This is a genomic window from Arthrobacter sp. EM1, assembly GCF_029964055.1.
Taxonomy (GTDB): Bacteria; Actinomycetota; Actinomycetes; order Actinomycetales; family Micrococcaceae; genus Arthrobacter.
The window spans coordinates 234,757-257,476 of record NZ_CP124836.1; the positions used below are offsets into that span (position 1 = coordinate 234,757).

Genomic DNA, 22,720 nt, shown 5'->3' on the forward strand with positions numbered 1-22,720 from the left:
GGCATTTTTGCGGCAGGATTTCCTGAAGTTCTTGCTCAAGATTCCTTGAGCTTTGCCCTGACGCCCAGCTGCCCTGCGGACCGATGTCCGCGCTCTACTGCGCCGTCGGGGCCGTGATCTTGAATCTGGCGCCGGTGGGGTCAGCGAGCGTGGCAAGGCGCCCGAACGGCGTATCGTCGGGCCCCTCGATCAGCTGGGCGCCCATGGCGACGGCTTTTTCGGTGGCGGCGTCCGTGTCCGCAACCGCGAAGTACACCTGCCAATGGGAGGGGACCTCGGCGGGGAGGTATCCCGAGGCGTCCATGATTCCTGCCTTGGCGGTGTCTCCGGCCCCCAGCGTGGTGTAGCGGAATTCCGGGGTGTCGCTCATAACGTCGGTGTTCCAGCCAAAAACGTCCTGGTAAAACTTGACCGCCGTGGCGTAGTCCTTGGTGTGGAGTTCGTGCCACGCAGGGGTACCGTCTTCGGCGGCGAGCTCATAGCCCGTCATCTCCCCGGTCTGCCAGATGCCGATGGCCGCGCCGGTGGCGTCGCCCACCATGGCTTCCAGGTAGACGGCTCCGCCCTGCTCCGCCGCGCTCTTGACAGCCGCGCGGGCATCGTCCGTGCGCAGGTACGTGGACCAGGCGTCAGGGAAACCGGCCCGGTCCGGTTGCTTTTGCATGATTCCGGCGACCGACTTGCCGTTCTTCAGCGCAGTGATGTAACCGCCGTATTTCTCCTGGTCGCCAGTTTCGAACGTCCAACCGAAAAGGTCACCGTAAAACGCCTGGGCCTTTCCGGTGTCGGAGGTCATCAGGTCGATCCAGCACGGTGCTCCGTTGGAGTGCTCGGGTGTTGGCATTGTGGACTCCTGTACTTTCTGCGGCGGTGAAAGGTACTGGCGGGGCGCCTTATCTTGGGACGGCGAAGCAGACACTGTGAGGGTATGCCTGAGCGCAGACGGTTTCAACGGGTTCCGGGTGCCCGCCCCGCGGGCGGCTGGTACCGGTGACGAGTGGGCGGGGCATCTGCAGGCCGGCGATACGAGTGAGGCCGGTTGGGGCAACCTCTCGATTGCCCCAACCGGCCCCTAAGCCGCGCAAACTCTGCGCTCCCGCGGAAGGTAAGAGATTCGAACTCTTGGTACGGGGTCACCGCACACTGGTTTTCAAGACCAGCTCCATCGGCCGCTCGGACAACCTTCCCTAACGAGTAGTGTTTCATAGGCAGTCGGCAGCAACAAAAACGCGGTTGCGCTCGCGGGCGCCGGTATCTCCTCCGCATATTCTGGGAGGAAGCGCTTCGGACATAATGTCCCGGCGGCGCAGCCGGGCCACACGGCCGCAATACGTTCGTTAGAAATCGGAGTTCTCCATGAAGGCTGTCTATATCTTAAGGCCGGGCGGACCCGAGGCCCTGGAGGTCCGCGAGGTCCCGTCCCCGGTGCCGGGTCCCGGTGAGGTGCTGATCGACGTCGTCGCCGCCGGGCTAAACCGCGCCGACGTCCAGCAGCGCAAGGGCCTGTACCCGCCGCCGCCCGGAGCCTCGGAGGTTCCCGGGCTGGAAGTCTCCGGCCGGATCGCTGGCTTTGGTCCCGGAGTCACCAAACCGTTCTCCGTGGGCGACAAAGTCGTTGCGCTGCTGGCCGGCGGCGGCTATGCCCAGCAGGTTGCTGTACACGCGGGGCAGGTCCTGCGGGTCCCCGAGGGGATCGACCTTGTCACCGCAGCATCTTTGCCCGAAGTAGCGGCGACGGTCTATTCCAACCTGATCATGACAGCGCAGCTGCAGCCGGGGGAGACCGTCCTCATCCACGGGGCGACCGGCGGCATCGGCACTATGGCCATCCAGCTCGCGAAGGCGTTCGGTGCCGTGGTCGCCACGACGGCCGGCACCGCGGAGAAAGTCGGCACCGCCAAGGCGTTTCTTGGCGCAGACATCGCGATCAACTATGCGGAAGAAGACTTCCCGGAGAGCCTGCGCGCGCAAAATGGCGGCAAGGGCGCCGATGTTATTCTCGACGTCGTCGGAGCCAAGTACCTGGGACAGAACGTGGACGCGCTGGCGGAGTACGGGCGGCTGGTGGTGATCGGGCTGCAGGGCGGTGCCAAAGGCGAGCTGGATCTTGGCAAACTGCTGGGTAAGCGTGCTGCGATTATCGCGACGGCGTTGCGCCCGCGGCCCGTAGCGGAGAAGACCGTGATTATGGACGCCGTCCGCGACGGTGTCTGGCCGATGCTCGCCGATGGCCGGATCCGGCCGCTGGTGGCGAAGACCTTCCCGCTGGACCAGGTCGCTGAGGCGCACCGGTACTTCGACTCCGGTGACCATGTGGGCAAGATTCTGCTCCTCCTGTAAGCCGGACCCGAGTCTCGGCCCGGCCGGCGGCGCCTCAAACACATTCTGTGGCGGGCATATCCGAATTGCTTGCGGAGAAGAAATGACTGTAATGTAATTCCATACGCGGTATACACGCGTCTTGGGGCGCGTGTATGCTGTCGTCCCGCTACCCTCCGGGAGCAACATGTCCATCCGTCACAGTCTCCTCGCCCTCCTGCAGGACCGGCCACACTATGGCTACCAGCTCAGGATCGAGTTCGAAGAGCGCACAGGGTCCTCCTGGCCCCTGAATATCGGGCAGGTCTACACGACTCTTGACCGCCTGGAGCGCGACGGGCTCGTCCGCAAGGATGGTGCCGACGGTGAGGGCCACATTGTTTACAGCATCACCGCGGACGGGCTTGCTGAAGTTACCCGCTGGTTCAGCTCCCCGGTGCAGCGGAGCAGTCCGCCGCGGAACGAACTGGCCATCAAGCTCGCGCTGGGGCTGACCTTGCCCGGTGTCAACGTCGGTGCCGCCATTCATGCCCAGCGTGCCGTGTCAGTCCGGGCCCTGCAGGACTACACCAAAGCCCGGCGTGAGACGGCATCCCAGCAACGCTCCATGGATACCGCCCGGCTGCTGGTACTCGATTCCTTGATCTTCCAGACCGAGGCCGAAGTGCGCTGGCTTGACCTTTGTGAGGCGCGGCTGATGCAGTTGACCGGCCCGTCCGCCTGAGTTCGGCCGTTCGACGCGTTTGCCGCACCGTTCACCGCTTCCGCCGAACCGGTTGGCGCGGAAGCCATACCCATGCACCACCTACGTTGGTAGGGTGCCTTGGGGCACCTCTGTCGGGGATTTGCCCAGTTGGTTTCTCAAGGAGGAGACATGGGCACAATGCCAGATGGCACGCCAAAGAACGTACTGGTCGACGACGGCATCACGCCGGACCCGTTGCTGCCGCCCACCGCGGTGGACGCCGGCGTAACCGAAGCCGAAGAGCGCAACTGGACGCCGGCCAAGATCGCCCTCTGGGCCGCGATCTCCCTGCTGGGTGCGGTGGCCTGGTTTATGCTCGCGATAGTGCGCGGCGAAACAGTCAACGCCATCTGGTTCGTGTTCGCCGCAGTGTGCACCTACCTGATCGGCTACCGCTTCTACTCCAAGGTCATCGAGCGCTACCTGACCAAACCGAACGACCGCCGCGCCACCCCGGCCGAGTACAAGGCCGACGGCAAAGACTACGTCCGTACGGACCGCAACGTGCTGTTCGGCCACCACTTTGCCGCTATCGCCGGTGCCGGCCCGCTCGTCGGTCCGATCATTGCCGCCCAGATGGGCTACCTTCCGGGCACCATTTGGATCATCCTCGGCGTCGTCCTGGCCGGTGCCGTCCAGGACTACCTCGTGCTGTTCTTCTCCATGCGCCGCGGCGGTCGCTCGCTGGGCCAGATGGCTCGCGAAGAGCTCGGGGTGATCGGCGGCACCGCTGCCCTGATCGCGACGCTCCTGATTATGGTGATCATCGTAGCGATCCTGGCCCTCGTCGTTGTGAACGCCCTCGGCGAGAGCCCCTGGGGCGTCTTTTCCGTGGGTATGACCATTCCGATCGCACTCTTTATGGGCGTGTACCTGCGCTACCTTCGGCCCGGCAAGGTTATGGAAGTCTCCCTCATCGGCTTCGTGCTGCTTATGGCGGCCATCATCGGCGGCGGCGCCGTCGCCGGCACCGAGTGGGGAGCGGCCTTCTTCCATCTGGACAAGGTCACCATCGCCTGGGGACTCATCATCTACGGCTTCATTGCCGCGATCCTGCCCGTCTGGCTGCTGCTTGCACCGCGCGACTACCTGTCCACGTTTATGAAGATCGGTGTGATCGCCATGCTGGCTGTGGCCGTCATCGTGGTCCGTCCGGAAGTCAACGTACCGGCGTTTAGCGAGTTCGCCAGCCGGGACAACGGACCGGTCCTGTCCGGGTCCCTGTTCCCGTTCCTGTTTGTCACAATCGCCTGCGGCGCGTTGTCCGGCTTCCATGCCCTGATCGCCTCCGGCACCACGCCGAAACTGATCGAGAAGGAACGCCAGACCCGGTTTATTGGCTACGGCGGCATGCTGATGGAATCCTTCGTCGCCATCATGGCCCTCGTTGCAGCGATCTCCATTGACCGCGGCCTGTACTTTGCCATGAACGCCCCGGCGGCGTTGACCGGCGGCACCGTGGAGACCGCCGCGCAGTGGGTCAACAGCCTGGGGCTGGCCGGCGTGAACATCAGCCCGGATTTCCTGGCCCAGACGGCCAAGGATGTGGGCGAGGAGAGCATTATTTCCCGCACCGGCGGCGCCCCCACCCTGGCCGTGGGTCTGGCCCACATCATGCAGCAGTTCATCGGCGGTACGGCCATGATGGCGTTCTGGTACCACTTCGCCATTATGTTCGAGGCCTTGTTCATTCTCACCGCCGTCGACGCCGGTACCCGGGTTGCGCGCTTTATGCTGCAGGACTCGATTGGCAACTTTGTCCCTAAGTTCAAGGAGCACTCCTGGCGCCCCGGCGCCTGGCTCTGCACCGCGATTATGGTCGCGGCCTGGGGCGCGGTGTTGCTGATGGGCGTCACCGATCCGCTGGGCGGCATTAACACCTTGTTCCCGCTGTTCGGCATAGCCAACCAACTGCTGGCAGCCATTGCCCTCTCGGTTTGTATGGCCATTGCGGCTAAGCGCGGATCCTTCAAGTACCTCTGGATTGTGGCGCTTCCCCTGGCTTTCGCAGCCGTTGTGACCATCACCGCCAGCTTCTACAAGATCTTCTCGCCGGTGCCCGCCGTGGGCTACTTCGCAAACAACGCAGCCTTCACCAAGGCCCTTGCAGACGGCAAGACCTCCTTCGGCACGGCCAAGACCCAGCTGGCCATGGAGGCCGTGGTCCGCAACACCATGATCCAGGGCTGGCTGTCGGTGATCTTTGTGGTGCTGAGCATCATCGTTATTATCACCGCGATCCTGGCCAGCGTGAAGGCGTTCCGCAATGCAACGCGCGGTTTGCCGAACCCGAATCATGAGGACCCAGCAGTCGCCTCGCGCGTTTTCGCCCCGGCCGGAGTGATCCCCACCCCGTCGGAGCGCGAGCTGATGGCCGAGTGGAACAAACTTCCGGCCGATCAGCGGTTCGAAAAGGCCGGCCAGCACTGATGCGGGCACGGAAATGAACGCCGTCGTTGTGGGGTTGCGGGGTTTCGCCCGCTACCTGGGCAGCGTTATGGGCGCGGATGCCTATTCGAAGTACTCGGCGCATCATGCGGCCTTGGGCCACGGCACGACGCCGATGACTGAGCGGGAGTTTTGGCGGGACCAGACGGACCGCCAGGACGCCAACCCGCAGGGCCGATGCTGCTGACCGGTTCGCACCGGCCGGCGTAGCTGAACTCAGCCGGCAGGGGACGGGCGACGCCGGGCACACAGGTGCCCGGCGTCGCCCTTCGCCGCAGCTGTGCGGGCTAGTTAAACACCCTCCGTGGACACTCCGCTGAGGGTTTCGATGTAGTCCAGGGTTTTGGGGCTGACATGCCGCACGGACGCAAGGGCCTGCCGGAGACCGGTCCTCCTGGCCGGGTCACCGAGTGCGCCGCGGAGATCCATGACGGTTTCGATGCCCTGATCCTCGAAAACGCCCGTTATGTCCTCGACCTGGGCGAGACGGCCAGGCGAGGGCCAGCTGATGACTTCAGCGAGCGTTCCCGTGTCGAGGTGCCGGCGGAATCCGCTGGTTGTGTCGGCATCCGGCCAGGTGTCGACCAGGGCGACAACGCGCGGCTTGACTGTCGAGTGGTAGTTCTGCCGGCGCTGCAGGGTGGCGTCGACAATGATGGCCCCGATATGGGCCCACCTGCGGCTGGATTCGGTCGCGGCGTCCGGGCCCTGGGGGTCCGTAAACGCCGAGCGGGTGGCCTCGTTGTGCTCGTTAGTCATAGGTGAATACTTCCACGTGCGGCAGCGGGCGTTGAGCTGCCTCAGCCCGGACCGGAGGGTGCAGCGCCGGAGGGGTGCGGGTGAGCGACTGCGTGGGCCCGGCCGGGTACGCCCGCAGCCGGGCACCCGGCTCGTGAGAGTATGAAGCCATGAGCGATCCGCACGACACTCAGACCGACGCCGTGGTACCTGTCGAGGGCACTACCCTGGACTCCAGCCCGGACGGCGATGGCGTCCAGCCGGGAGACAAACAGCTGCCGGAACCGCTGCGCCCCTCGGACCCGACGGAGCCGGCACGGTCGCGGCGTGCCGCGGATACCCGGGAAAGGACCGGCCAGCTCCAGGACCTCGTCGATGAACCGGCGAAAGTGATGCGGATCGGCACCATGATGAAGCAGCTCCTGGACGAAGTGAAGTCTGCCCCGCTCGATGACGCCGCCCGCGCCCGGTTGGCCGAAATCCATCAGCGGTCCCTCAAGGAACTGGAAGACGGGCTCGCCCCGGAACTGGTCGAGGAACTGGAACGGATCACCCTTCCCTTTCCGGCGGAGGGGACCCCGTCGGACGCAGAACTGCGGATCGCCCAGGCCCAGCTGGTCGGCTGGCTGGAGGGCCTCTTCCACGGAATCCAAACCGCCCTCGCGGCCAAACACGCTGCCCGGGAGCAGGCCGTGGCGCAGGCGCAGCTCCGCCAGTTGCCGCCCGGCACCATGATCGCCCCCGGCGTGATTATCGGTGCGAACGGCGAGCCCCAGCGGGCGGCGGCGCCGGCACCGGGCGCGGAACCCTCCCGGCTTCCCGGGCCCGCAGACCCGGACCACGGTCCCGGCCAGTACCTGTAGGCGCCCGTGGGTTTTTTCAGCGCCGCCCGGCAGGGGCGGAAAGACGACGCCGAGCTCGGCAAGGGGCTCTGGCGGCGGGCCCACGACCGCTTCATCCGGGGCTTGGACCGCTACCACCAAATCCTCGAGGGGGTCGAGGACGAGGCCCTCTACGCCGAGCTCCTGGCGGTCGGCAACGAACTCTCGGCGCTCTCGGGACGGGTCCGGCAAATCTGTGTGGAGGCCCAGCGCCGGGCGCCGAGCGAGGGACTCGACATCCCGGGGACCATGACGGGAGTCCACCGGGCACTGTCAACGGCAGGAAATTCCCTGGCGACCACAGCCGAAGCAGCGGCGATGGTCCGCCTCGCAGTCCACCCGGTCCCCGCAGGAGCGGAGTCGGTTCGACGCCGCGCCCAGATGGTCCTGGAGCACGTCATCGACGCCGAACGCCGCCTTGCCCAGGCGTCGGCTTCGAGCTGACGGACGGGACGTGCGCCGGATACGCGGGAAAATTCCCGGTTAAGCGCCTAGCTTAGCTGCGCGGTTTCCACTGGCGCAGCGGCGTGGACGTTGGCACGATAGCCAGATGACTTCTTCACCAGTAATGACTTTTAATGACGGCAATACCATCCCCCAGCTCGGCTACGGCGTGTGGCAGGTTGAGGATGACGTCGCTGAGAAGGTTGTCGTCCAGGCCTTCGAGGCGGGCTTCCGCCACATCGACACCGCCAAGATCTACGGCAACGAAGCAGGCGTGGGCAGGGCCATCGCACGTTCAGGGCTCACGCCCGAGGAAATCTTCATCACCACCAAGCTGTGGAACGCGGACCAGGGCTACGAGTCCACGCTGAAGGCCTTCGAGGAATCCATGGAGCGCCTGGGCCTGAAGACCCTGGATATGTACCTGATCCACTGGATGCAGCCCAAGCAGGACAAGTATGTGGATACCTGGAAGGCCCTCATTGAACTGCAGAAGCAGGGGCGGGTGAAGACCATCGGTGTTTCCAACTTCACCAAGGAAGGTCTGCAGCGGCTGATCGACGAGACCGGTGTGGTGCCGGCCATTAACCAGATCGAACTGCACCCGTTCTTCAGCCAGGCCGAGTTGCGCGAATTCAACTCCTCCCACGGCATCCTCACCCAGGCCTGGTCGCCGCTGGGCCAGGGCGGCGAGCTGTTGGAGAGCCCTGTCATCGCTCAGATTGCGGCAAAGCACAACGCCACTCCGGCGCAGGTCGTTATCGCCTGGCACCTGGCCATCGGCAACGTCGTTATCCCCAAGTCGGTGACCGAATCCCGTATCCGCGAGAACTACGCGGCACTGGAGGTCACCTTGGACGAGACCGATGTTCAGGCCATCAACGGAATGGACAACTCTGCCGAGGGCGCCGGCCGCATTGGCGCGGACCCGGCAGTCTCGGACTTCGCCTAAAGCCACCCCGGCCAAGCCGCCGGCGAAGCGTGCAGCTGGGCCTTCACCCGAACCGGGTGGGGCCCATTCTGCTGTCCCGGGAGCGGAAGGCAACCCAGCTAGGCAGCCTTCCGGGCTTCCTCGACCGGAACGGCGTCAACCATTGCCCAGCCACGCTCGTCCGCGATCTGGCGGGCGGCGAAGCGTTCGGCGGCGTGGACGTCATCAAACGTCTCGGTGCGGATCCGGCCGCAGTCCGTGTCCAGGTACGTGACTTCGAAGTACTGGGTGCTTTCCATGGACTAAGTGTGCCGCCGGGCACTGACACTAAGTGGCCATCAGTCCGGCGTGTTGCCAATCCGCAGCACCCGTTCCCGTGCCAGGTCCTCGGCTCGCCGGGCCCTACCCGCCGCCCGATCAGCCTGCTGCGCTTGGGCAGCGGCCAGATCGCGCCGTTTCCTGGCCGCTTTGAGCTCCGGTTCGCACCGGGCCAGCTGCTCGCGCAGGTCCCGGGCCGTGTCGGAGAGTTCCGTTACCAGGGCAGTGGATTGGGCCAGCTCCGCATCACGCTGGCGGGCTTCATCGGCCGCCACGCTGGCTGTGTTTTCGGCTTCCTTCAGTGCGGCCCGTGCGCGTTCCTGCGCTGAGGGACTGGGCCGGCGCGGTTCCTCTCGGACGGCCTGCAGGCGGGGTCGCCCTGCAGCCTGCGGCGCAGTGGCTCCCGCCGGGGCGGCGTCGGAAGTCAGCGCTCCGGTCCTGCTGGACTCACCGCCAGGGGCCGGCGCGGAATCCGGTGCCGGCGTTGCTGGTGGGACCAGCCCCGGGAGTGCTACGGCGTCCGAAAGGTCCACCGCGTCGACACCGTCGGCGGACAGGCCCCGGAGGAGGCGACCGGACTGCACGGCCGCAGCTGCTCCCTCGTCCGCAGTCGCCGCCCGCAGCGTCCCTTCGACGTCCGCAGCGGTCGCCCCGCTGATCGTCCTGCCCTGCTGCTGGGCCACGTCCCGTGCTGCCTGGACTGCGCCGGCGAGAAGCCGGCGCCGTGTCTGTCCCAGCCGGCGCAGTGTCGTGGCATCAAGGGAGGACTGTGCAGCACGCATCGACTCTCCCAGCTCGGCGAGTTGCCGAAGGGTCTCCGGTCGCCGGGTCGCGAGCATGTTCACGGACCATGCGGCCAAGGACGGCTTGGGCAGGGCACGCACGTCCGCGGCGAGGGAATTCTTCGTGTTTGTGGCGCCGGCCGCTTTGGCAGCGGCGGTCCGGGCGGGGACAAAGTCGTCGAACGGGAGGGCATAGAGCCGCGCCGCAACGTCCGCCAGTCCGCGCTCTGCCATGCAAGAATCATAGAAGCCCGGCCCGGGAATGCGGCCGCAAAGGGGCAGTTCTGCTGGAGATAAAGGGCGCACATGATTGAAATAGCGGGGCTTCCAGCCCACATTCTGCTCGTCCACGCGGTGGTCGTGCTGGCGCCGATCGCCGGTCTCGGCGCGATCGTATATGCCGTCGCACCACGCTGGCGGAACTACCTGGCCTGGCCGCTGGGAGTGCTTTCGCTGGGCCTGGTTCCTGTGTCCCTGCTCACCGCGCAGGCCGGGGAGCAGCTGCAGAACGCCCGGCCCTCATCTGCCTTGATCCGCGAGCATGTGGAACAGGGGGACGTACTCAAGGCCGTCTCCGTGGTGTTCTTTGTGGTTATCGCGGCGACCCTGGTGGTCAGTTACGAGCCCATCGGCCGGTGGTTTGCCTTCCTGGGGCCGCTGCGGAGCAACCGTGCGGTCCGGCTGGCCCTCCTTGTCATCGCGGCGGCGGCGGGGGCCGTTTTCGTCTACCAAAGCATCGTAACCGGCCATTCCGGCTCGGCCTCGGTCTGGAGCACCTAAGCAGGACCCCACAGCCGGGCCGGGGCTGCAGCGATCAGTCCTGCCGCAGGGTCCGCGCCGAACGGCCCCGTTGCGGTTCGCGGTTCCGGAACAACGCCACCACCAAGACCGAGAAGGCGATCAGCTGCAGGACGGCCACGGCCAGGATCAGCAGCGGACGGCTGCTATACAGCGAGCCGTACAGCCCACCGCCCGCCAGCGCCCCGGCACCTTCAAACGCCGCGAAGACGCCGTACGCCGTGCCCTGGCGCCCTTCCGGGACGAGGTCCGCGATAAGCGCCTTGACGGTGGAATCCTGGATACCTGTGGCCGTTCCCCAGACCAGGACTCCGGCAAATGCCAGGCCTGCGGCGGGCGCCAGCGCCAGCGGCGGGACTGCTGCGATCAGCAGGGGAAGCGCGAGGAGCGCCGCCGCCCCGGAACGGTCGTAAATGACGCCGCTCGCGAGGGCGCCGAGGGCTGCGGCTGCCATCGCCCCGGCGTACAGCAGCGGTACCACCGCCACTGGAACTCCCGCCGTCGTCGTGAGGTGGAAGGCGATAACACCGAACGCCACCAGGCCGGCGCTCCAGAAGAATGCGGCGACAGCGAACAGCAGGAAACCACGGGTGAAGACCGTCGCCGGTCGGTCGGCACCGGGCGGGGGTAAGGCGTCGACGGCGGCAGGAACGGAAGACGGTACCCGGAGGCGCAGCCAGAACAGCATAAACATCGCTGCAGCTGCCGGCAGGGCCAGGACGGCGAAGGCCACCGACATGCTGCCGGTGGCGGCAAGTACTGCCGCGATCAGCACCGGCCCGAGGACCGCGCCGAGAAGGTCAAGTGATTTATGGACGGCGAAGCCGCGGCCCCGGCCGACTTGTTTGGTGACCGCTGCCAGCAGAACTGTCTTGGCCGGGCTGCGGATGGCCTTGCCAACGCGGTCTCCGATAATCAGAACGGACGCCAGCACCAATCCGGCTTCCCCGGCGAGCGGCGCCAAAGCGAGCAGGGGCACACAAACCGCGGTGAGCCCGTATCCGGCCAGCGTGAACGTCCAGTACCGGCGGGTGCGGTCCGCCCAGGGTCCGAACAGCAGCCGCAGTCCCTGCGCCGCGGCCTCGGCTGCGCCGGTCACAAGGCCAACGACCAGTGCAGAGGCGCCCAGCTGGGCCAGCAGCGGACCAGCCAGCGGCCGGGCGCCGTCGGAGACAATGTCGGCTGCCAGGCTCACCAGGCCAAAGCCGACCACCGGACCCCAGAGGCGGCGCCGGTTCGCGCCGGGCACGGAAGTGCCGGCCGCCGTCCTCTGACCCCGCTGTTCCATCTGCCAATGGTCGGCTGCTGACCGGCGCCAGGACAAGAGGCAGCCGGCCCGGGCCCGGAAGCGAGGCGCCGTCGGGGACCCGACAGCCGTACCTGGGGGACAAAAAAGATCGGCCCCGGCGAAATCGCCGGGGCCGATCTTTGCAACTCGAGCTTCCTGCCAGAATCGAACTGGCGACCTTCTCATTACGAGTGAGACGCTCTACCAACTGAGCTAAGGAAGCATCCGCGTGAACCGCCCGGGTGGCCCGAACGCCTCATGCCAGAGATAACTGTAGTAGAGGCCTCCGGCCCGGTCAAAATGGGCTCAGCAGACCATGTTGTCCGCGGGGGTCTTTCCGTCGACAAAGTAGCCGTCCACGGCGTTGCCGATGCAGTCGTTGGAGCGGCCGTAGGCCGTGTGGCCTTCACCCTTCCAGGTCAGCAGCGAGGCCGTGCCGAGTTGCTTGCGCAGGGAGCCGGCCCACTCCACCGGGGTCGCAGGGTCGCCGGTGGTGCCAACCACAACGATGTCGGTGGAACCCGTATATTCCACCGGGGCGGGCGTCCTGATGTTTTGGTACGGCCAGTCCGCGCAGCTTGTGCCGCCGTAGGCGAAGTAGGAGCCCAGCGTGGGCGAGAGTTCCCGCAGCTTTTGTTCTTCGGCACGCATCGAGGCTGTGTCCGCTGCCATCGGATAGTCGAGGCAGTTGATGGCATTAAAGGCGAAGGCCGAGTTGGCGGAGTAACTGCCGTCCGGTTCACGGTCGGCGCCGAAATCGGCGAGCCGGAGCATCGGGGTCATGTCGCCCTTGATGGCGCTGCCGAGGGCCTGCGTTAGGGCAGGCCAGTTGTCGTCGTTGTAGAACGGCAGGATAAAGCCGCTGACAAACATCGAAGCGTTGACGACCCGGCCGTCCTTGGCTGCCCTCGGATTCACCTCAACGCCCTTGATGATGTCCTGGATCTGGCCGATGGCCTGATCCGGGGTGCCGCTGAGCGGACAGCCGCTGTTATCGAGGCAGTCCGTTACGTAGGCCCGGATGGCCTTCTCGAATGCCTTCGCCTGCCCGCTGGTCAGGTCCTCGAAGCTGAGGGAGGGATCCATCGCGCCGTCAAGGACCATACGGCCAATGTTGTCCGGGAACAGGGAGGCATAGGTGGAACCTAAGAAGGTTCCGTAGGAGTAGCCGAGGTAGTTCAGCTTGCTGTCATTGAGCACACCGCGCAGGACGTCAAGGTCCTTGGCGGCGCTGACGGTGTCGACGTGGCCGAGCACCGGTCCGGTCTTTTCCGCACATTTGGCCGCGATGGCCTGGTTGTCCGCCATGGCTTCAGCGAGCCCCGCGTCGGTGTCCAAGGCGTAGACCTTGGCGCGGGAGGCGTCGCGTTCCTGGTCGGTGAGGCAGGTGACGGGGGCGGATCGTTTCACCCCGCGCGGATCGAAACCGACGATGTCGTAGCTGGCCCGCACTTTCTCCGAGATATTGGTGGCGCCGGCGTCCCGCACGAAGTCGTAGCCGGAGCCGCCGGGGCCGCCGGGGTTGACCAGCAGGCTGCCCTTTTTGCTGTTGCCCGACGTTGCCAGCTTCAGGGCCGCGATTTCGATGGTATCGCCGTCGGGCTTGCTGTAGTCCAAGGGCACTTTCACCTTGGTGCACTGGAAGTCGCCCTCGCAGCGGGTCCAGTTGAGCTGCTGGGAGTAGAAGCTGCGCAGTCCCTCCGGCGCTGCCGCGGCGATCGAGGGGTCGGCCGTCTGCTGGGCGTCCTTCGCGCCGCCGTCGCCAGTCCCGAAAAGACTGCAAGAAGACAGGATAAGTGCCATCACCAAGCCGAGCGCCAGAGCGCCGACGCCCCGCGCCCAGGCCGCGGGGGGTCGGTTCCTGGCGGGCAAAGATGGTTGCGTCATGCGGTTCTCCTTGGGAATGGAACGGGCAACTCGGAGCGGATGGAGCAGATCGAGCCGTGCAGGGTCAGATGAGGCTGGCGGCCATGGCCTCGATGGTCAGCAGCGGCGCCACGTTCGATGTGGTGATGCGGTTGCGGGCCTTGTTGATGGCGTCCATGCGGGCAAGAGTCGTTTCCGCGGTGGAATGCCCGGCGAACGCAACCAGATCGGCCCTCAGTTCAATGTTGACCAGCTCCACGGCGTTCCCCAGCTGGATGATCAGCACATCCCGGTAAAAGGACAGCAGATCGGTCAGGGTGCGGTCGAGGGAGTCTGTCACCGAACGCTTGGCGCGGCGTTTCTGATCGTCCTCAAGCTGTTTGACCTGGCCGCGCATGGCCGGCGGCAGCGTGCCGCTTTCGGGTGCTCCGAGGGTGGCCAGCAGGGCGGCTCTTTCGGCGGCGTCGCGCTCATCGTTGGAGCTGTTCGCCTCCTCGGTGGCGATCTTAACAAGCTTTTCCGCCATCAGGACGGCGGCGGTAACTCCCCGCAGGGCCAGGGGGAACCGCACTGTTTCGAGGCGGCGCTCACGGGCCTCGGGATCCCGGGCCAGCCGGCGCGCGATCCCAACATGGCTTTGAGCTGCCCGGGCCGCCCGTTCGGCGACGGCCGGGTCGACGCCGTCGCGCCTGACCAGCAGGGCAGCGACATCGGCAGCAGGCGGAAGGCGCAAGGCCACTGCCCGGCAGCGGGAGCGGATAGTAACCAGGACATCGGCAGGGGACGGCGCACACAGCATCCAAATGGTGCGCGGGGTGGGTTCCTCGATGGCCTTGAGCAGTACGTTGGTGGTGCGTTCCGCCATCCGGTCCGCGTCCTCGACGACGATGATCCGCCACCGGGCCGAGGACGGCCGGTTCCCGGCCGTGGAAACCAGCTCCCGGGCCTCATCGATGGTGATGGTGACCTTTTCGGTGCGCACAAAGGCCACATCCGAGTGGGTTTCGCCCAGGATGGTCAGGCACGCCGCGCACTCGCCGCAGCCGCGCAGGCGGACATCGTCCTGATCGCAGTTCAACGCTGCAGCGAAAGCCTTCGCAGCGTTGGACCGGCCGGACCCGGGCGGTCCGGTGAAAAGCCATGCATGGCTCAGCCCCGCACCTTGGGTCGCCTGGCGCAGTTGGGCCACAACAGCGGGCTGGCCCTGCAGATCATCCCAGACACTCATACGCCCGCACCCAGGTGCCGGGACAGCAGGGTTTCGACCCTGTCGAGGATCCGTGCCGCCAGCTGATCGACCGGGAGGCCGGCCGGGAGCACCAGATACTGCCCGGGCCGGGCCTCTGCCAGGTCCAGGAAGGAGGCGCGGATCCGGGCGTGGAACTCGTCCGCTTCGGATTCCAGCCGGTCCTCGGCCGCGTCGCCGGCGGTCCGGCGGCGGCGGCCCACTGCAGGGTCGACGTCGAGCAGAACCGTCAGATCCGGTTGCAGGCCCGAGGTGGCCCACTCGTTGATGCGTCGGACAGCGTCGGTGCCAAGGTCCCGGCCGGCGCCCTGGTAGGCGACCGAGGAGTCGATATAGCGGTCGGTGAGGACGATTTCACCGCGTTCGAGGGCTGGGCGGATGACCTGGCCCGCGTGGGCGGCGCGGGACGCCGCGAAGATCAACGCTTCGGTGTGCGCGTCGATGTGGCCGTGGCCGTGGTCCAGGACCAGGGAACGAAGTTTTTCCCCGATCGGGGTGCCACCGGGCTCCCGGGTCCGCAGCACCGTGCGGCCGCGCGATTCAAGGGCCGCTGCCAGCTCGGCTGCCTGCGTGGACTTGCCGGCGCCGTCGCCGCCCTCAAAGGCGATAAACAGTCCGGGGTTCTGGGTAGTCACCGCTCTAGACTACCGACAATCCCTGACAGCAGCGCGCTCCGGCGTCACACCTTGGCCGCCCCGCAACGCGCCAAAGTACGCTGTGACCATGAGTCTTTCCGAAGAACAGGCAGCGGCCCTCTCCGCAGAAACACTGGTTGTGGCGGCGGGCCGCCCGCCGCGTGAACGCGATGAACCGGTCAACCCTCCGCTGGTGCTCTCATCGACCTATTTTGGCACGGGACCCCTGGGCGACGGCGACCGCGGCTACGGCCGCTATTCCAATCCCACCTGGGATCCCTTCGAGCAAGCCCTCGGTCAGTTGGAGGGAGCCGAACTCCCGGGCCTGCTTTATGCGTCCGGCCTCGCTGCCGTCAGCTCCGCCCTGTCCCTGGTACCGGCCGGCGGGGTCCTGGTTATGCCCTCGCACAGCTACGCCGGATCCCTGGTGATGGCCACGGAACTTGCCGGGAAGGGTTTCCTGGACCTGCGCACCGTGGACATCGCGGACACCGACGCGGTCCTGGCGCAGCTTTCGCCGGCGGACGGGCGGCCCGCCAGCATGCTCTGGCTGGAGAGCCCCACCAACCCCATGCTCGGTGTCGCGGACATCCGGGCGCTCACGGCCGCCGCCCACGCCGCGGGCGCGGTGGTTGTCACGGACAACACCTTCTCCACCCCGCTGGTGCAGCAGCCACTGGCGCTGGGCTCCGACGTTGTGCTGCATTCGGTGACGAAGTACCTCTCCGGCCACTCCGATGTTGTGCTGGGCGCCCTGGTGACGTCCGACGCCGGGCTCCGCGCCGCGCTGCTGCACCACCGCACCATCCACGGCGGCATTGCAGGGCCCTTCGAGGCCTGGCTGGCGCTGCGCGGGCTGCGCACGCTGGCCCTGCGGGTGGAGCGGTCGCAGGCTTCGGCAGCGGTCCTCGCGGAGCGGCTCAGCACCCACCCCAGGGTCGGTGGCATCCGTTTCCCCGGCCTTGCCTCCGATCCCGGCCACAGCCGGGCCAAGAGCCAAATGAAGGGCTTCGGCTCCGTGCTGTGTATTGAAGTGGCTCCCGTGGCCGGTCCCGCGGGCACCCTGAGCGGTGCCGATGCCGCGGACCGGATGATCCGTGCACTGCGGCTGTGGCTGCCGGCCACCTCTCTGGGCGGCGTGGAGTCCCTGATCGAACGGCGGCGCCGGCACACCGCCGAGCCGGCCAGTGTGCCGGACAACCTGGTCCGTATGAGCGTAGGAATAGAAAACGTCGAGGACCTTTGGGCCGATTTGGAGCAGGCCCTGGCGGGCTTGGCCAGCTAGGCTGGGGTCATGGACGGAAGAGCGCTTATTTACTATGTTGAAACAGGGATCTATTTTCTCTTGGCCCTGGTAGCACTTGCCCTTGAGGTGTGGGCGTTCTTCGATTGCCTGCGGCACAAAGCGAACGTCTTTGAGGCCGTCTCCAAGCGCACCAAGACGTTCTGGCTCGCCCTCACCGGCGGTGCCATGGCCGTGGGCCTGCTTTCCCTGGTGGGCGGCGGCGGCGGAGGCCTTTTGGGCCCGCTGGGGTTGTTCGGGCTCGTCGCCGTAACGGCGGCCTCCGTGTACCTGGCCGACGTCCGGCCTGCAGTCAAGGACGCCGGCCGCGGCGGCAGCCGCAACATGGGCCCTTACGGACCCTGGTAGTCCCCAGCCACCGGCAACCATTCAGGGCCCGGGCGCAACCGCGTTCCAGGCCACTGTTAGCTCGCCCAGCCGCCACCGGCCGGGTCCGTCCCGGACCGGCCAGCCGCCATCGAGCAGTGAACGGCACATGGAAGTCCACCGCTGCCGGTTCCCGAACGACGCAAGGGGCGCAGCGTCCAGCCAGGCCTTGTCCATTGCCTGCAGGAAGGCCTGAATCCTTTCGCCCGGAACGTTACGGTGGATCAGGGCTTTCGGCAGTCGCTCGGCCACTTCCGAGGGCAGTACAAAACTCCCGAACCGCATGGACAGGCTCAAGCTCAGCGGTTGCCGGGCGTCCAGTGCTACCCAGGTGACCCGGCGGCCGATCTCGTCGCAGGTCCCGTCGATGAACAGCCCGTCCGGGGCCAGACGCCCCTGCACCAGCCGCCAGATCGCGGCGACGTCCGTTTCCTCATATTGCCGCAGCACATTAAACGCCCGCACCAGGACCGGCCGGCCGGCCACCGGCAGTTCGAAGCCGCCGAGCTGGAAGCTAAGCCCCGGCCGTTCCAGCTCCTTGGCCAGGCGGACCCGTTCCGGCTCGATTTCGATGCCGACCACACGCACATCGGGACGGATCACGGACAGCCGTTCAAAGAGTTCGACGGCGGTCGCCGGGGAAGCCCCATAACCCAGGTCCACCACGAGGGGATCGTCCGCCGCGCGCAGCCGCCAGGCCTGCGGACCGGTCAGCCAGCGGTCCAGCCGCCGCATCCGGTTGGGATTGGTGGTGCCCCGGGTAATGTTGCCCACCGGCCTGCCCGTTCGGGGTCCGTTCCTGGCCACGCCCTGGTTCCGCGGGGGCGATACCCGCTCTGCCTTTTGCACCACACGCCAACCATATCTTCCAGTGCCGTGCCGGCCCGGAACGGCAGTTGATGCCGGCCCGGAACGGCACCGAATGAATCCGGCGGTGCCGCACTGTCCGGTCGATGTAACGCTGAGCCACCGCCGGGACCGCTCGGCTAGGATGAAAACCATGACATATCAGCTGATTCTGCTGCGCCACGGCCACAGCGAATGGAACGCCAAGAACCTGTTCACCGGCTGGGTGGACGTTGACCTCAACGACCAGGGCCGGGCCGAAGCGGTTCGCGGCGGCGAGCTTCTTGTGGAGAACAACATCCTCCCGGACGTCCTGTACACCTCACTGCTGAAGCGGGCCATCAACACCGCCAACATCACCCTCGACAAAGCCGACCGGGGCTGGATCCCGGTCAAGCGGGACTGGCGGCTCAATGAGCGCCACTATGGCGCGCTGCAGGGCAAGGACAAAGCCCAGACCCTCGCCGAATACGGCGAAGAGCAGTTTATGACCTGGCGCCGGTCCTATGACACCCCGCCGCCGCCCCTGCCCGACGACTCCGAGTTCTCCCAGGCGCATGATCCGCGCTACGCGGACCTCGGCGCCGCGCTGCCCCGCACCGAGTGCCTCAAAGACGTCCTGGTCCGCCTGCTGCCCTACTGGGAATCCGACATCAGGGAAGACCTCAAGGCCGGTAAAACAGTACTGGTCACGGCCCACGGCAACTCGCTGCGTGCCCTCGTCAAGCACCTTGACGGCATCAGCGACGAAGCCATCGCCGGACTGAACATCCCCACCGGAATCCCGTTGGTCTACGAACTGGACGAGGACTTCAAGCCGCTCAACCCGGGCGGCACCTACCTCGATCCCGAGGCCGCGGCCGCAGCCATCCAGGCCGTCGCGAACCAGGGCAAGAAGTAGCGCCTGCGGCATAATCGCCAATTCAACGACGACGGCCGGTCACCCCAAGGTGACCGGCCGTCGTCGTACTCTTCGCCGTTCAAACGGCCGAGTGGTTAGCTGTGTTCGATGCCGTTCGGCTGCCAGGCGCCGGTGACCAGGTAAGTGACCTTTTGCGCGACGGACACGCCGTGGTCCGCGAAGCGCTCGAAGTAGCGGCTGGCGAGGGCGACGTCGACAGTCGTCGCGGGGGACTCGTGCCAGTCACTGCGGGCGATAGCTTTGAAGACGCTCAGGTGCAGATCATTGACCGCGCTGTTGGCTTTCATGATGTCCCGGGCGAATTCAAGGTCGCGGGTTTCCAGCAGTGAGGTGAGCTTGCGTGCGATCAGAAGGTCGTGCTCGGCGAAGCTCATAAACGTGTCGCGCAGCTGTGCGGGGACCACTGTGGCGGGGTAGCGGAGCCGGGCAAGCTGGGCAAGGTGACGGGCGAGGTCGCCCATTCGCTCCAGCGAGGCACTCATGCGGAGGGAGCCTACGATCATCCGCAGGTCGCTTGCCACCGGGCCCTGCAGGGCGAGAATGTCGATGGCGCGCTCGTCCAGGCTGTTCTGCAGGAAGTCGATCCGGGCATCGGCCGCGATGACGTCCTCGGCCAGATCGATGTCGGCGCCATCGAAGGCAGCGGTGGCCTTCTCCACAGCCTCACTGACCAGCATTGAGATTTCTACGAGCTGTTCCCCGACTTGGGTGAGTTCTTCCTGAAAAACCTTGCGCACGTGTGCGTCCTTTCCCTTGAAACATCGTCGGCCGTCGCGGCGGTCGACCCATTTCGTTTCACCTATCGGCGCTTCAACTGTTCAGTCTTCCAGCGCCTGGTGAACTGTTGCGCCCCTAAAGGTGAACGTTAGCTGAACCACGCCGGGAATGGCGGGAGATTAGCCGTTCCGACGCGGGCCAGCGCATAAGCTGGGGCCGTGGACCCTATGCTTATCGGCGTGATCGCCGGCCTGATCGGCCTCTCGCTTGGCGTCTTCGGCGTGCTCGCCTTCCGGGTCAGCGAGCAGCAGCGCAAGCTGGTGGACGTGGAGTCTGAGGAGCCGGCGCTTCCGCAGGGCGCCGCCGAGGTGCTGGCCGCCGTCGGCAGGGCTTTTGTTGTGGTGGACGCGATCGACGGCGTCGTCCGCGCCAGCCCGGCCGCCTACGCCTACGGGCTGGTTCGCGGCCACACCCTGGTCCATGACCAGCTTCTGGAGATGACTGCCAAAGTGCGTCGCGACGGCGTCATCCTTGAACGGATCCTCGAACTTCCCCGGGGCCCGCTGGGGCAGGGAACCATGGTGGTCCAGGTGCGCGCGGCAGTGATCGCTGAGGACTACATCCTCCTGCTGGCCGACGACCGGACCGAGTTCACCCGCACCGAGGAAGTTCGCAATGACTTTGTTGCCAACGTGTCCCATGAATTGAAGACACCCGTCGGCGCCATTTCGCTGCTGGCGGAGGCGCTGGAGTCCTCCGCGGACGACCCCGATGCCGTACGCCGCTTCGCCAGGCGTACCCACAAGGAATCCATGCGCCTGGCAGCCCTGGTCCAGGACATCATCGAGCTGTCCCGGCTGCAGGGATCAAATGTTGCAAAGCAGGGCCGTGCGGTGGATATCAATACCGTCGTTGCCGAGGCAGTGGACCGCTCCCAGCTGCCGGCCGAGAGTAAGAACATCGATCTGGTAGTGGCCGGCCGCACCGAGGCGATGGTTTACGGCGACCAGGACCAGCTGGTGACCGCCCTGCGCAACCTGATCGATAACGCGATCCGGTACTCCCCGGAAAACACCAGGGTCGGAGTCGGGATCCGGGTCAAGGACGGCCTCGTGGCCGTTTCCGTGACGGACCAGGGCGGGGGCCTCAGCCCCGAGGACCAGGAACGGGTCTTTGAGCGCTTTTACCGGGTGGACGCGGCACGGTCGCGCCACACCGGCGGTACCGGACTGGGCCTGAGCATCGTCAAGCACGTTGTCGCCAACCACGGCGGCGAGGTGACGCTCTGGTCCAAGCCCGGGCAGGGCTCCACGTTCACGATCCGGCTTCCGGAGCTGGAGGGGCAGGACGTCGGCGACGGTTCGGACGCGCAAGCGCCTGCGGACCGGGCAGCCGAGCAGTCCACTGCCCGCGGTCCGTCCGAGCATCCCAGACCACCACGACGGGACGCCGCCGGCGCCCATGAGCAAGGAGCTACCGCTTGAGCAGAATTCTTATTGTCGAGGACGAAGAGTCATTCAGCGACCCGCTGTCATATCTCTTGGGCAAGGAAGGGTTCGAGGTGGCGATTGTAGACAACGGTCTGGACGCCATCACCGAATTCGACCGGAACGGTGCCGACCTGGTGCTGCTGGACCTGCAGCTGCCCGGGCAGTCAGGCACCGAAGTCTGCCGGCAGCTGAGGCAGCGCTCATCGGTCCCGGTCATCATGCTGACCGCGAAGGACGCAGAGATTGACAAGGTTGTTGGGCTGGAACTCGGCGCCGACGACTACGTCACCAAGCCGTACTCTTCCCGGGAGCTGGTGGCACGGGTCCGGGCTGTGCTGCGCCGCCAGGGTGAGCCTGAGGAACTGGTGTCCAGCACAGTACAGGCCGGGCCGGTCCGGATGGACATTGAGCGGCACGTGGTCACGGTAAGCAGTGAGCAAGTGTCCTTGCCGCTCAAGGAATTTGAACTGCTGGAAATGCTGCTGCGGAACTCCGGCCGCGTCCTGACCCGGGGGCAGCTGATTGACCGGGTTTGGGGGTCTGATTACGTGGGGGACACCAAGACCCTGGATGTCCACGTTAAGCGGCTTCGCAGCAAGATCGAGCCGGATCCTTCGGCGCCGCGGCACCTGATCACGGTTCGCGGCCTGGGTTATAAGTTCGAGCCGTAAGCCCTGACCGGTCCAAATAACTAAAGCGAGGGGCGCCGGGTCTGGATATTTCAGACCCGGCGCCCCTCGCTTTAGTAAAAAGCTCTTGGTTCTAGCTTCCCGACGGCGTCGGCGTCGAGGTAGGCGTCGTCGCGGCAGAGTCGGTCGGAGTGGCGGACGACGTCGGAGTGGCCGACTCGGTCGGCGTGGCGGTTGGCAGGTACTGCTTGTAGTCGGAGATCGTGGCGTCCAGTACCGGGACCTTGAACGTGGTGCTCTGGTTAGTGCCGTCCTCGCGGAGGCTAACCTCGACGAGGGAGCCCGGGGCGCCGCCGGTGGTGCTCAGGATCGCCTCGTCGGTGGATTCGTTCAGCAGTGTGTACGAGTTCTTTTTGACCGGGACCTGGGTCTGGGAGCCGGCCGAACCCCGGATGGTCAGGGTCACGTCGGTGGAGGACGAGTTGTAGACAGCGCCGACGACGCGGCCGGGCTTGTCTTCAGCGGAAGAGATGATCATCATGTTGCGCAACTGCAACGGGCCAACGTTGGCCTGGGTTCCATCTGACGCAGCATACTGCTGGGAGGTCTGCTGGGGGTTGATGTAGCCGCAGCCCGTTACGGACAGCAGGCTGATGGCCAGAGCAGCCGTCGCGATTGCCAGCTTGCCGCGCTGGCCCCGGTTGGAAGCAGAGAAACCCACGTCACGCACTCCTTGAGAGTCTTGGAACATTATTCAGCCATAGCCTATCGGCAATCCTGGTCAAACCATGATTCGGGCGGGACGCAATCCTGCAGACTCGTGGGCCTGCCCGCCACGCACGCGGTGTCCCGGCACTCTTGGCAAAGGACTTTCAATACACTAATATCCGCTTTCGTCAAGAGGTCTGACGGGGTCGATTAAGGCCATTTTCCCCGTATTCATGCGGTTCTTGGGCGGGTTCCATGGCAGTTGTATGCCTTAAACGTGATAAACTGGTCTGCGGGAAA

The 22,720-nt window shown here is 66.0% G+C and carries 25 protein-coding genes and 2 tRNA genes; 13 read left to right on the top strand and 14 right to left on the bottom strand.

The features are described from left to right. Positions 1-94: 94 nt before the first annotated feature. Positions 95-844, bottom strand: a complete 750-nt coding sequence (locus QI450_RS01100) for a VOC family protein (protein WP_226773724.1) — start codon at positions 842-844, stop codon at positions 95-97. A 255-nt stretch (positions 845-1,099) separates the two neighbouring features. Then, a tRNA-Ser gene (locus QI450_RS01105) sits at positions 1,100-1,187 on the bottom strand. 169 nt (positions 1,188-1,356) lie between these two features. On the opposite strand from QI450_RS01105, the gene QI450_RS01110 reads away from it, so the two are divergent. The 4 genes from QI450_RS01110 (at position 1,357) to QI450_RS01125 (ending at position 5,699) form a co-directional block, all read left to right on the top strand. Next, a complete protein-coding gene (locus QI450_RS01110; RefSeq protein WP_226773725.1) occupies positions 1,357-2,340 on the top strand; it encodes an NAD(P)H-quinone oxidoreductase in 984 nt (327 codons plus the stop codon). A 166-nt stretch (positions 2,341-2,506) separates the two neighbouring features. Then, the gene (locus QI450_RS01115; RefSeq protein ID WP_226773726.1) at positions 2,507-3,043 is read left to right on the top strand and encodes a PadR family transcriptional regulator; all 537 of its coding nucleotides are present in this window, start codon (positions 2,507-2,509) and stop codon (positions 3,041-3,043) included. A gap of 159 nt (positions 3,044-3,202) precedes the next feature. Then, positions 3,203-5,494 (top strand): carbon starvation CstA family protein, encoded by a 2,292-nt coding sequence (locus QI450_RS01120; RefSeq protein ID WP_226773761.1) that lies wholly within the window; start codon positions 3,203-3,205, stop codon positions 5,492-5,494. A gap of 13 nt (positions 5,495-5,507) precedes the next feature. Continuing rightward, positions 5,508-5,699: a YbdD/YjiX family protein gene (locus tag QI450_RS01125; RefSeq protein WP_226773727.1), complete on the top strand. Its 192-nt coding sequence runs from the start codon at positions 5,508-5,510 to the stop codon at positions 5,697-5,699. A gap of 104 nt (positions 5,700-5,803) precedes the next feature. Here the strand turns inward: QI450_RS01125 and QI450_RS01130 are convergent, their stop codons facing one another. Both QI450_RS01130 and QI450_RS01135 read right to left on the bottom strand, forming a co-directional pair. Then, positions 5,804-6,271: a hypothetical protein gene (locus tag QI450_RS01130; protein WP_226773728.1), complete on the bottom strand. Its 468-nt coding sequence runs from the start codon at positions 6,269-6,271 to the stop codon at positions 5,804-5,806. Then, positions 6,264-6,422: a hypothetical protein gene (locus QI450_RS01135; RefSeq protein ID WP_226773729.1), complete on the bottom strand. Its 159-nt coding sequence runs from the start codon at positions 6,420-6,422 to the stop codon at positions 6,264-6,266. The genes QI450_RS01130 and QI450_RS01135 overlap by 8 nt, the downstream gene beginning before the upstream one ends. Here QI450_RS01135 and QI450_RS01140 point away from each other — a divergent pair. The 3 genes from QI450_RS01140 (at position 6,421) to QI450_RS01150 (ending at position 8,527) form a co-directional block, all read left to right on the top strand. Continuing rightward, a complete protein-coding gene (locus tag QI450_RS01140) occupies positions 6,421-7,113 on the top strand; it encodes a bacterial proteasome activator family protein (RefSeq protein WP_226773730.1) in 693 nt (230 codons plus the stop codon). The two genes, QI450_RS01135 and QI450_RS01140, sit on opposite strands and share 2 nt — an antisense overlap. Positions 7,114-7,119: 6 nt before the next feature. Further along, the gene (locus QI450_RS01145; RefSeq protein WP_226773731.1) at positions 7,120-7,575 is read left to right on the top strand and encodes a hypothetical protein; all 456 of its coding nucleotides are present in this window, start codon (positions 7,120-7,122) and stop codon (positions 7,573-7,575) included. 106 nt (positions 7,576-7,681) lie between these two features. Next, positions 7,682-8,527, top strand: a complete 846-nt coding sequence (locus QI450_RS01150) for an aldo/keto reductase (protein ID WP_226773732.1) — start codon at positions 7,682-7,684, stop codon at positions 8,525-8,527. A gap of 98 nt (positions 8,528-8,625) precedes the next feature. Here the strand turns inward: QI450_RS01150 and QI450_RS01155 are convergent, their stop codons facing one another. Both QI450_RS01155 and QI450_RS01160 read right to left on the bottom strand, forming a co-directional pair. After that, entirely contained in the window at positions 8,626-8,805 is a 180-nt protein-coding gene (locus QI450_RS01155; protein WP_226773733.1) for a hypothetical protein, read from the bottom strand. A gap of 39 nt (positions 8,806-8,844) precedes the next feature. Then, positions 8,845-9,840: a hypothetical protein gene (locus QI450_RS01160; protein ID WP_226773734.1), complete on the bottom strand. Its 996-nt coding sequence runs from the start codon at positions 9,838-9,840 to the stop codon at positions 8,845-8,847. A gap of 72 nt (positions 9,841-9,912) precedes the next feature. On the opposite strand from QI450_RS01160, the gene QI450_RS01165 reads away from it, so the two are divergent. Beyond that, positions 9,913-10,386 (top strand): hypothetical protein, encoded by a 474-nt coding sequence (locus tag QI450_RS01165; protein WP_226773735.1) that lies wholly within the window; start codon positions 9,913-9,915, stop codon positions 10,384-10,386. 34 nt (positions 10,387-10,420) lie between these two features. On the opposite strand, the gene QI450_RS01170 is transcribed toward QI450_RS01165, so the two are convergent. From QI450_RS01170 to tmk, 5 genes are all read right to left on the bottom strand, one after another. Further along, positions 10,421-11,692 (bottom strand): MFS transporter, encoded by a 1,272-nt coding sequence (locus QI450_RS01170; RefSeq protein WP_226773736.1) that lies wholly within the window; start codon positions 11,690-11,692, stop codon positions 10,421-10,423. A 150-nt stretch (positions 11,693-11,842) separates the two neighbouring features. Next, a tRNA-Thr gene (locus tag QI450_RS01175) sits at positions 11,843-11,915 on the bottom strand. Positions 11,916-11,998: 83 nt separating this feature from the next. Then, positions 11,999-13,579, bottom strand: a complete 1,581-nt coding sequence (locus tag QI450_RS01180; RefSeq protein WP_226773737.1) for an alpha/beta hydrolase — start codon at positions 13,577-13,579, stop codon at positions 11,999-12,001. A 64-nt stretch (positions 13,580-13,643) separates the two neighbouring features. Continuing rightward, a complete protein-coding gene (locus tag QI450_RS01185; protein WP_226773738.1) occupies positions 13,644-14,786 on the bottom strand; it encodes a DNA polymerase III subunit delta' in 1,143 nt (380 codons plus the stop codon). Continuing rightward, the gene (tmk, locus tag QI450_RS01190; protein WP_226773739.1) at positions 14,783-15,439 is read right to left on the bottom strand and encodes a dTMP kinase; all 657 of its coding nucleotides are present in this window, start codon (positions 15,437-15,439) and stop codon (positions 14,783-14,785) included. The genes QI450_RS01185 and tmk overlap by 4 nt, the downstream gene beginning before the upstream one ends. An 88-nt stretch (positions 15,440-15,527) precedes the next feature. On the opposite strand from tmk, the gene QI450_RS01195 reads away from it, so the two are divergent. Next, positions 15,528-16,724: a PLP-dependent transferase gene (locus QI450_RS01195; protein ID WP_226773740.1), complete on the top strand. Its 1,197-nt coding sequence runs from the start codon at positions 15,528-15,530 to the stop codon at positions 16,722-16,724. 9 nt (positions 16,725-16,733) lie between these two features. After that, entirely contained in the window at positions 16,734-17,090 is a 357-nt protein-coding gene (locus QI450_RS01200; protein ID WP_226773741.1) for a DUF2516 family protein, read from the top strand. A gap of 21 nt (positions 17,091-17,111) precedes the next feature. Here QI450_RS01200 and QI450_RS01205 read toward each other — a convergent pair whose 3' ends face one another. After that, positions 17,112-17,960, bottom strand: coding sequence for a class I SAM-dependent methyltransferase (locus QI450_RS01205; RefSeq protein WP_226773742.1), 849 nt, complete (start codon positions 17,958-17,960; stop codon positions 17,112-17,114). 148 nt (positions 17,961-18,108) lie between these two features. Between QI450_RS01205 and QI450_RS01210 the strand changes: the two genes are divergently transcribed. Further along, a complete protein-coding gene (locus QI450_RS01210) occupies positions 18,109-18,855 on the top strand; it encodes a phosphoglyceromutase (protein WP_226773743.1) in 747 nt (248 codons plus the stop codon). A gap of 95 nt (positions 18,856-18,950) precedes the next feature. Here the strand turns inward: QI450_RS01210 and phoU are convergent, their stop codons facing one another. Further along, on the bottom strand, positions 18,951-19,613 hold the full coding sequence (phoU, locus tag QI450_RS01215; protein ID WP_226773744.1) for a phosphate signaling complex protein PhoU: 663 nt from the start codon (positions 19,611-19,613) through the stop codon (positions 18,951-18,953). Between the two features lie 207 nt (positions 19,614-19,820). Between phoU and QI450_RS01220 the strand changes: the two genes are divergently transcribed. Together QI450_RS01220 and QI450_RS01225 are read left to right on the top strand one after the other, a co-directional pair. Further along, complete coding sequence (locus QI450_RS01220) at positions 19,821-21,077, top strand: ATP-binding protein (protein WP_226773762.1); 1,257 nt, start codon at positions 19,821-19,823, stop codon at positions 21,075-21,077. After that, positions 21,074-21,754: a response regulator transcription factor gene (locus QI450_RS01225; protein ID WP_226773745.1), complete on the top strand. Its 681-nt coding sequence runs from the start codon at positions 21,074-21,076 to the stop codon at positions 21,752-21,754. The genes QI450_RS01220 and QI450_RS01225 overlap by 4 nt, the downstream gene beginning before the upstream one ends. 91 nt (positions 21,755-21,845) lie before the next feature. Here the strand turns inward: QI450_RS01225 and QI450_RS01230 are convergent, their stop codons facing one another. Continuing rightward, entirely contained in the window at positions 21,846-22,433 is a 588-nt protein-coding gene (locus tag QI450_RS01230) for a hypothetical protein (protein WP_226773746.1), read from the bottom strand. Positions 22,434-22,720: the final 287 nt, after the last annotated feature.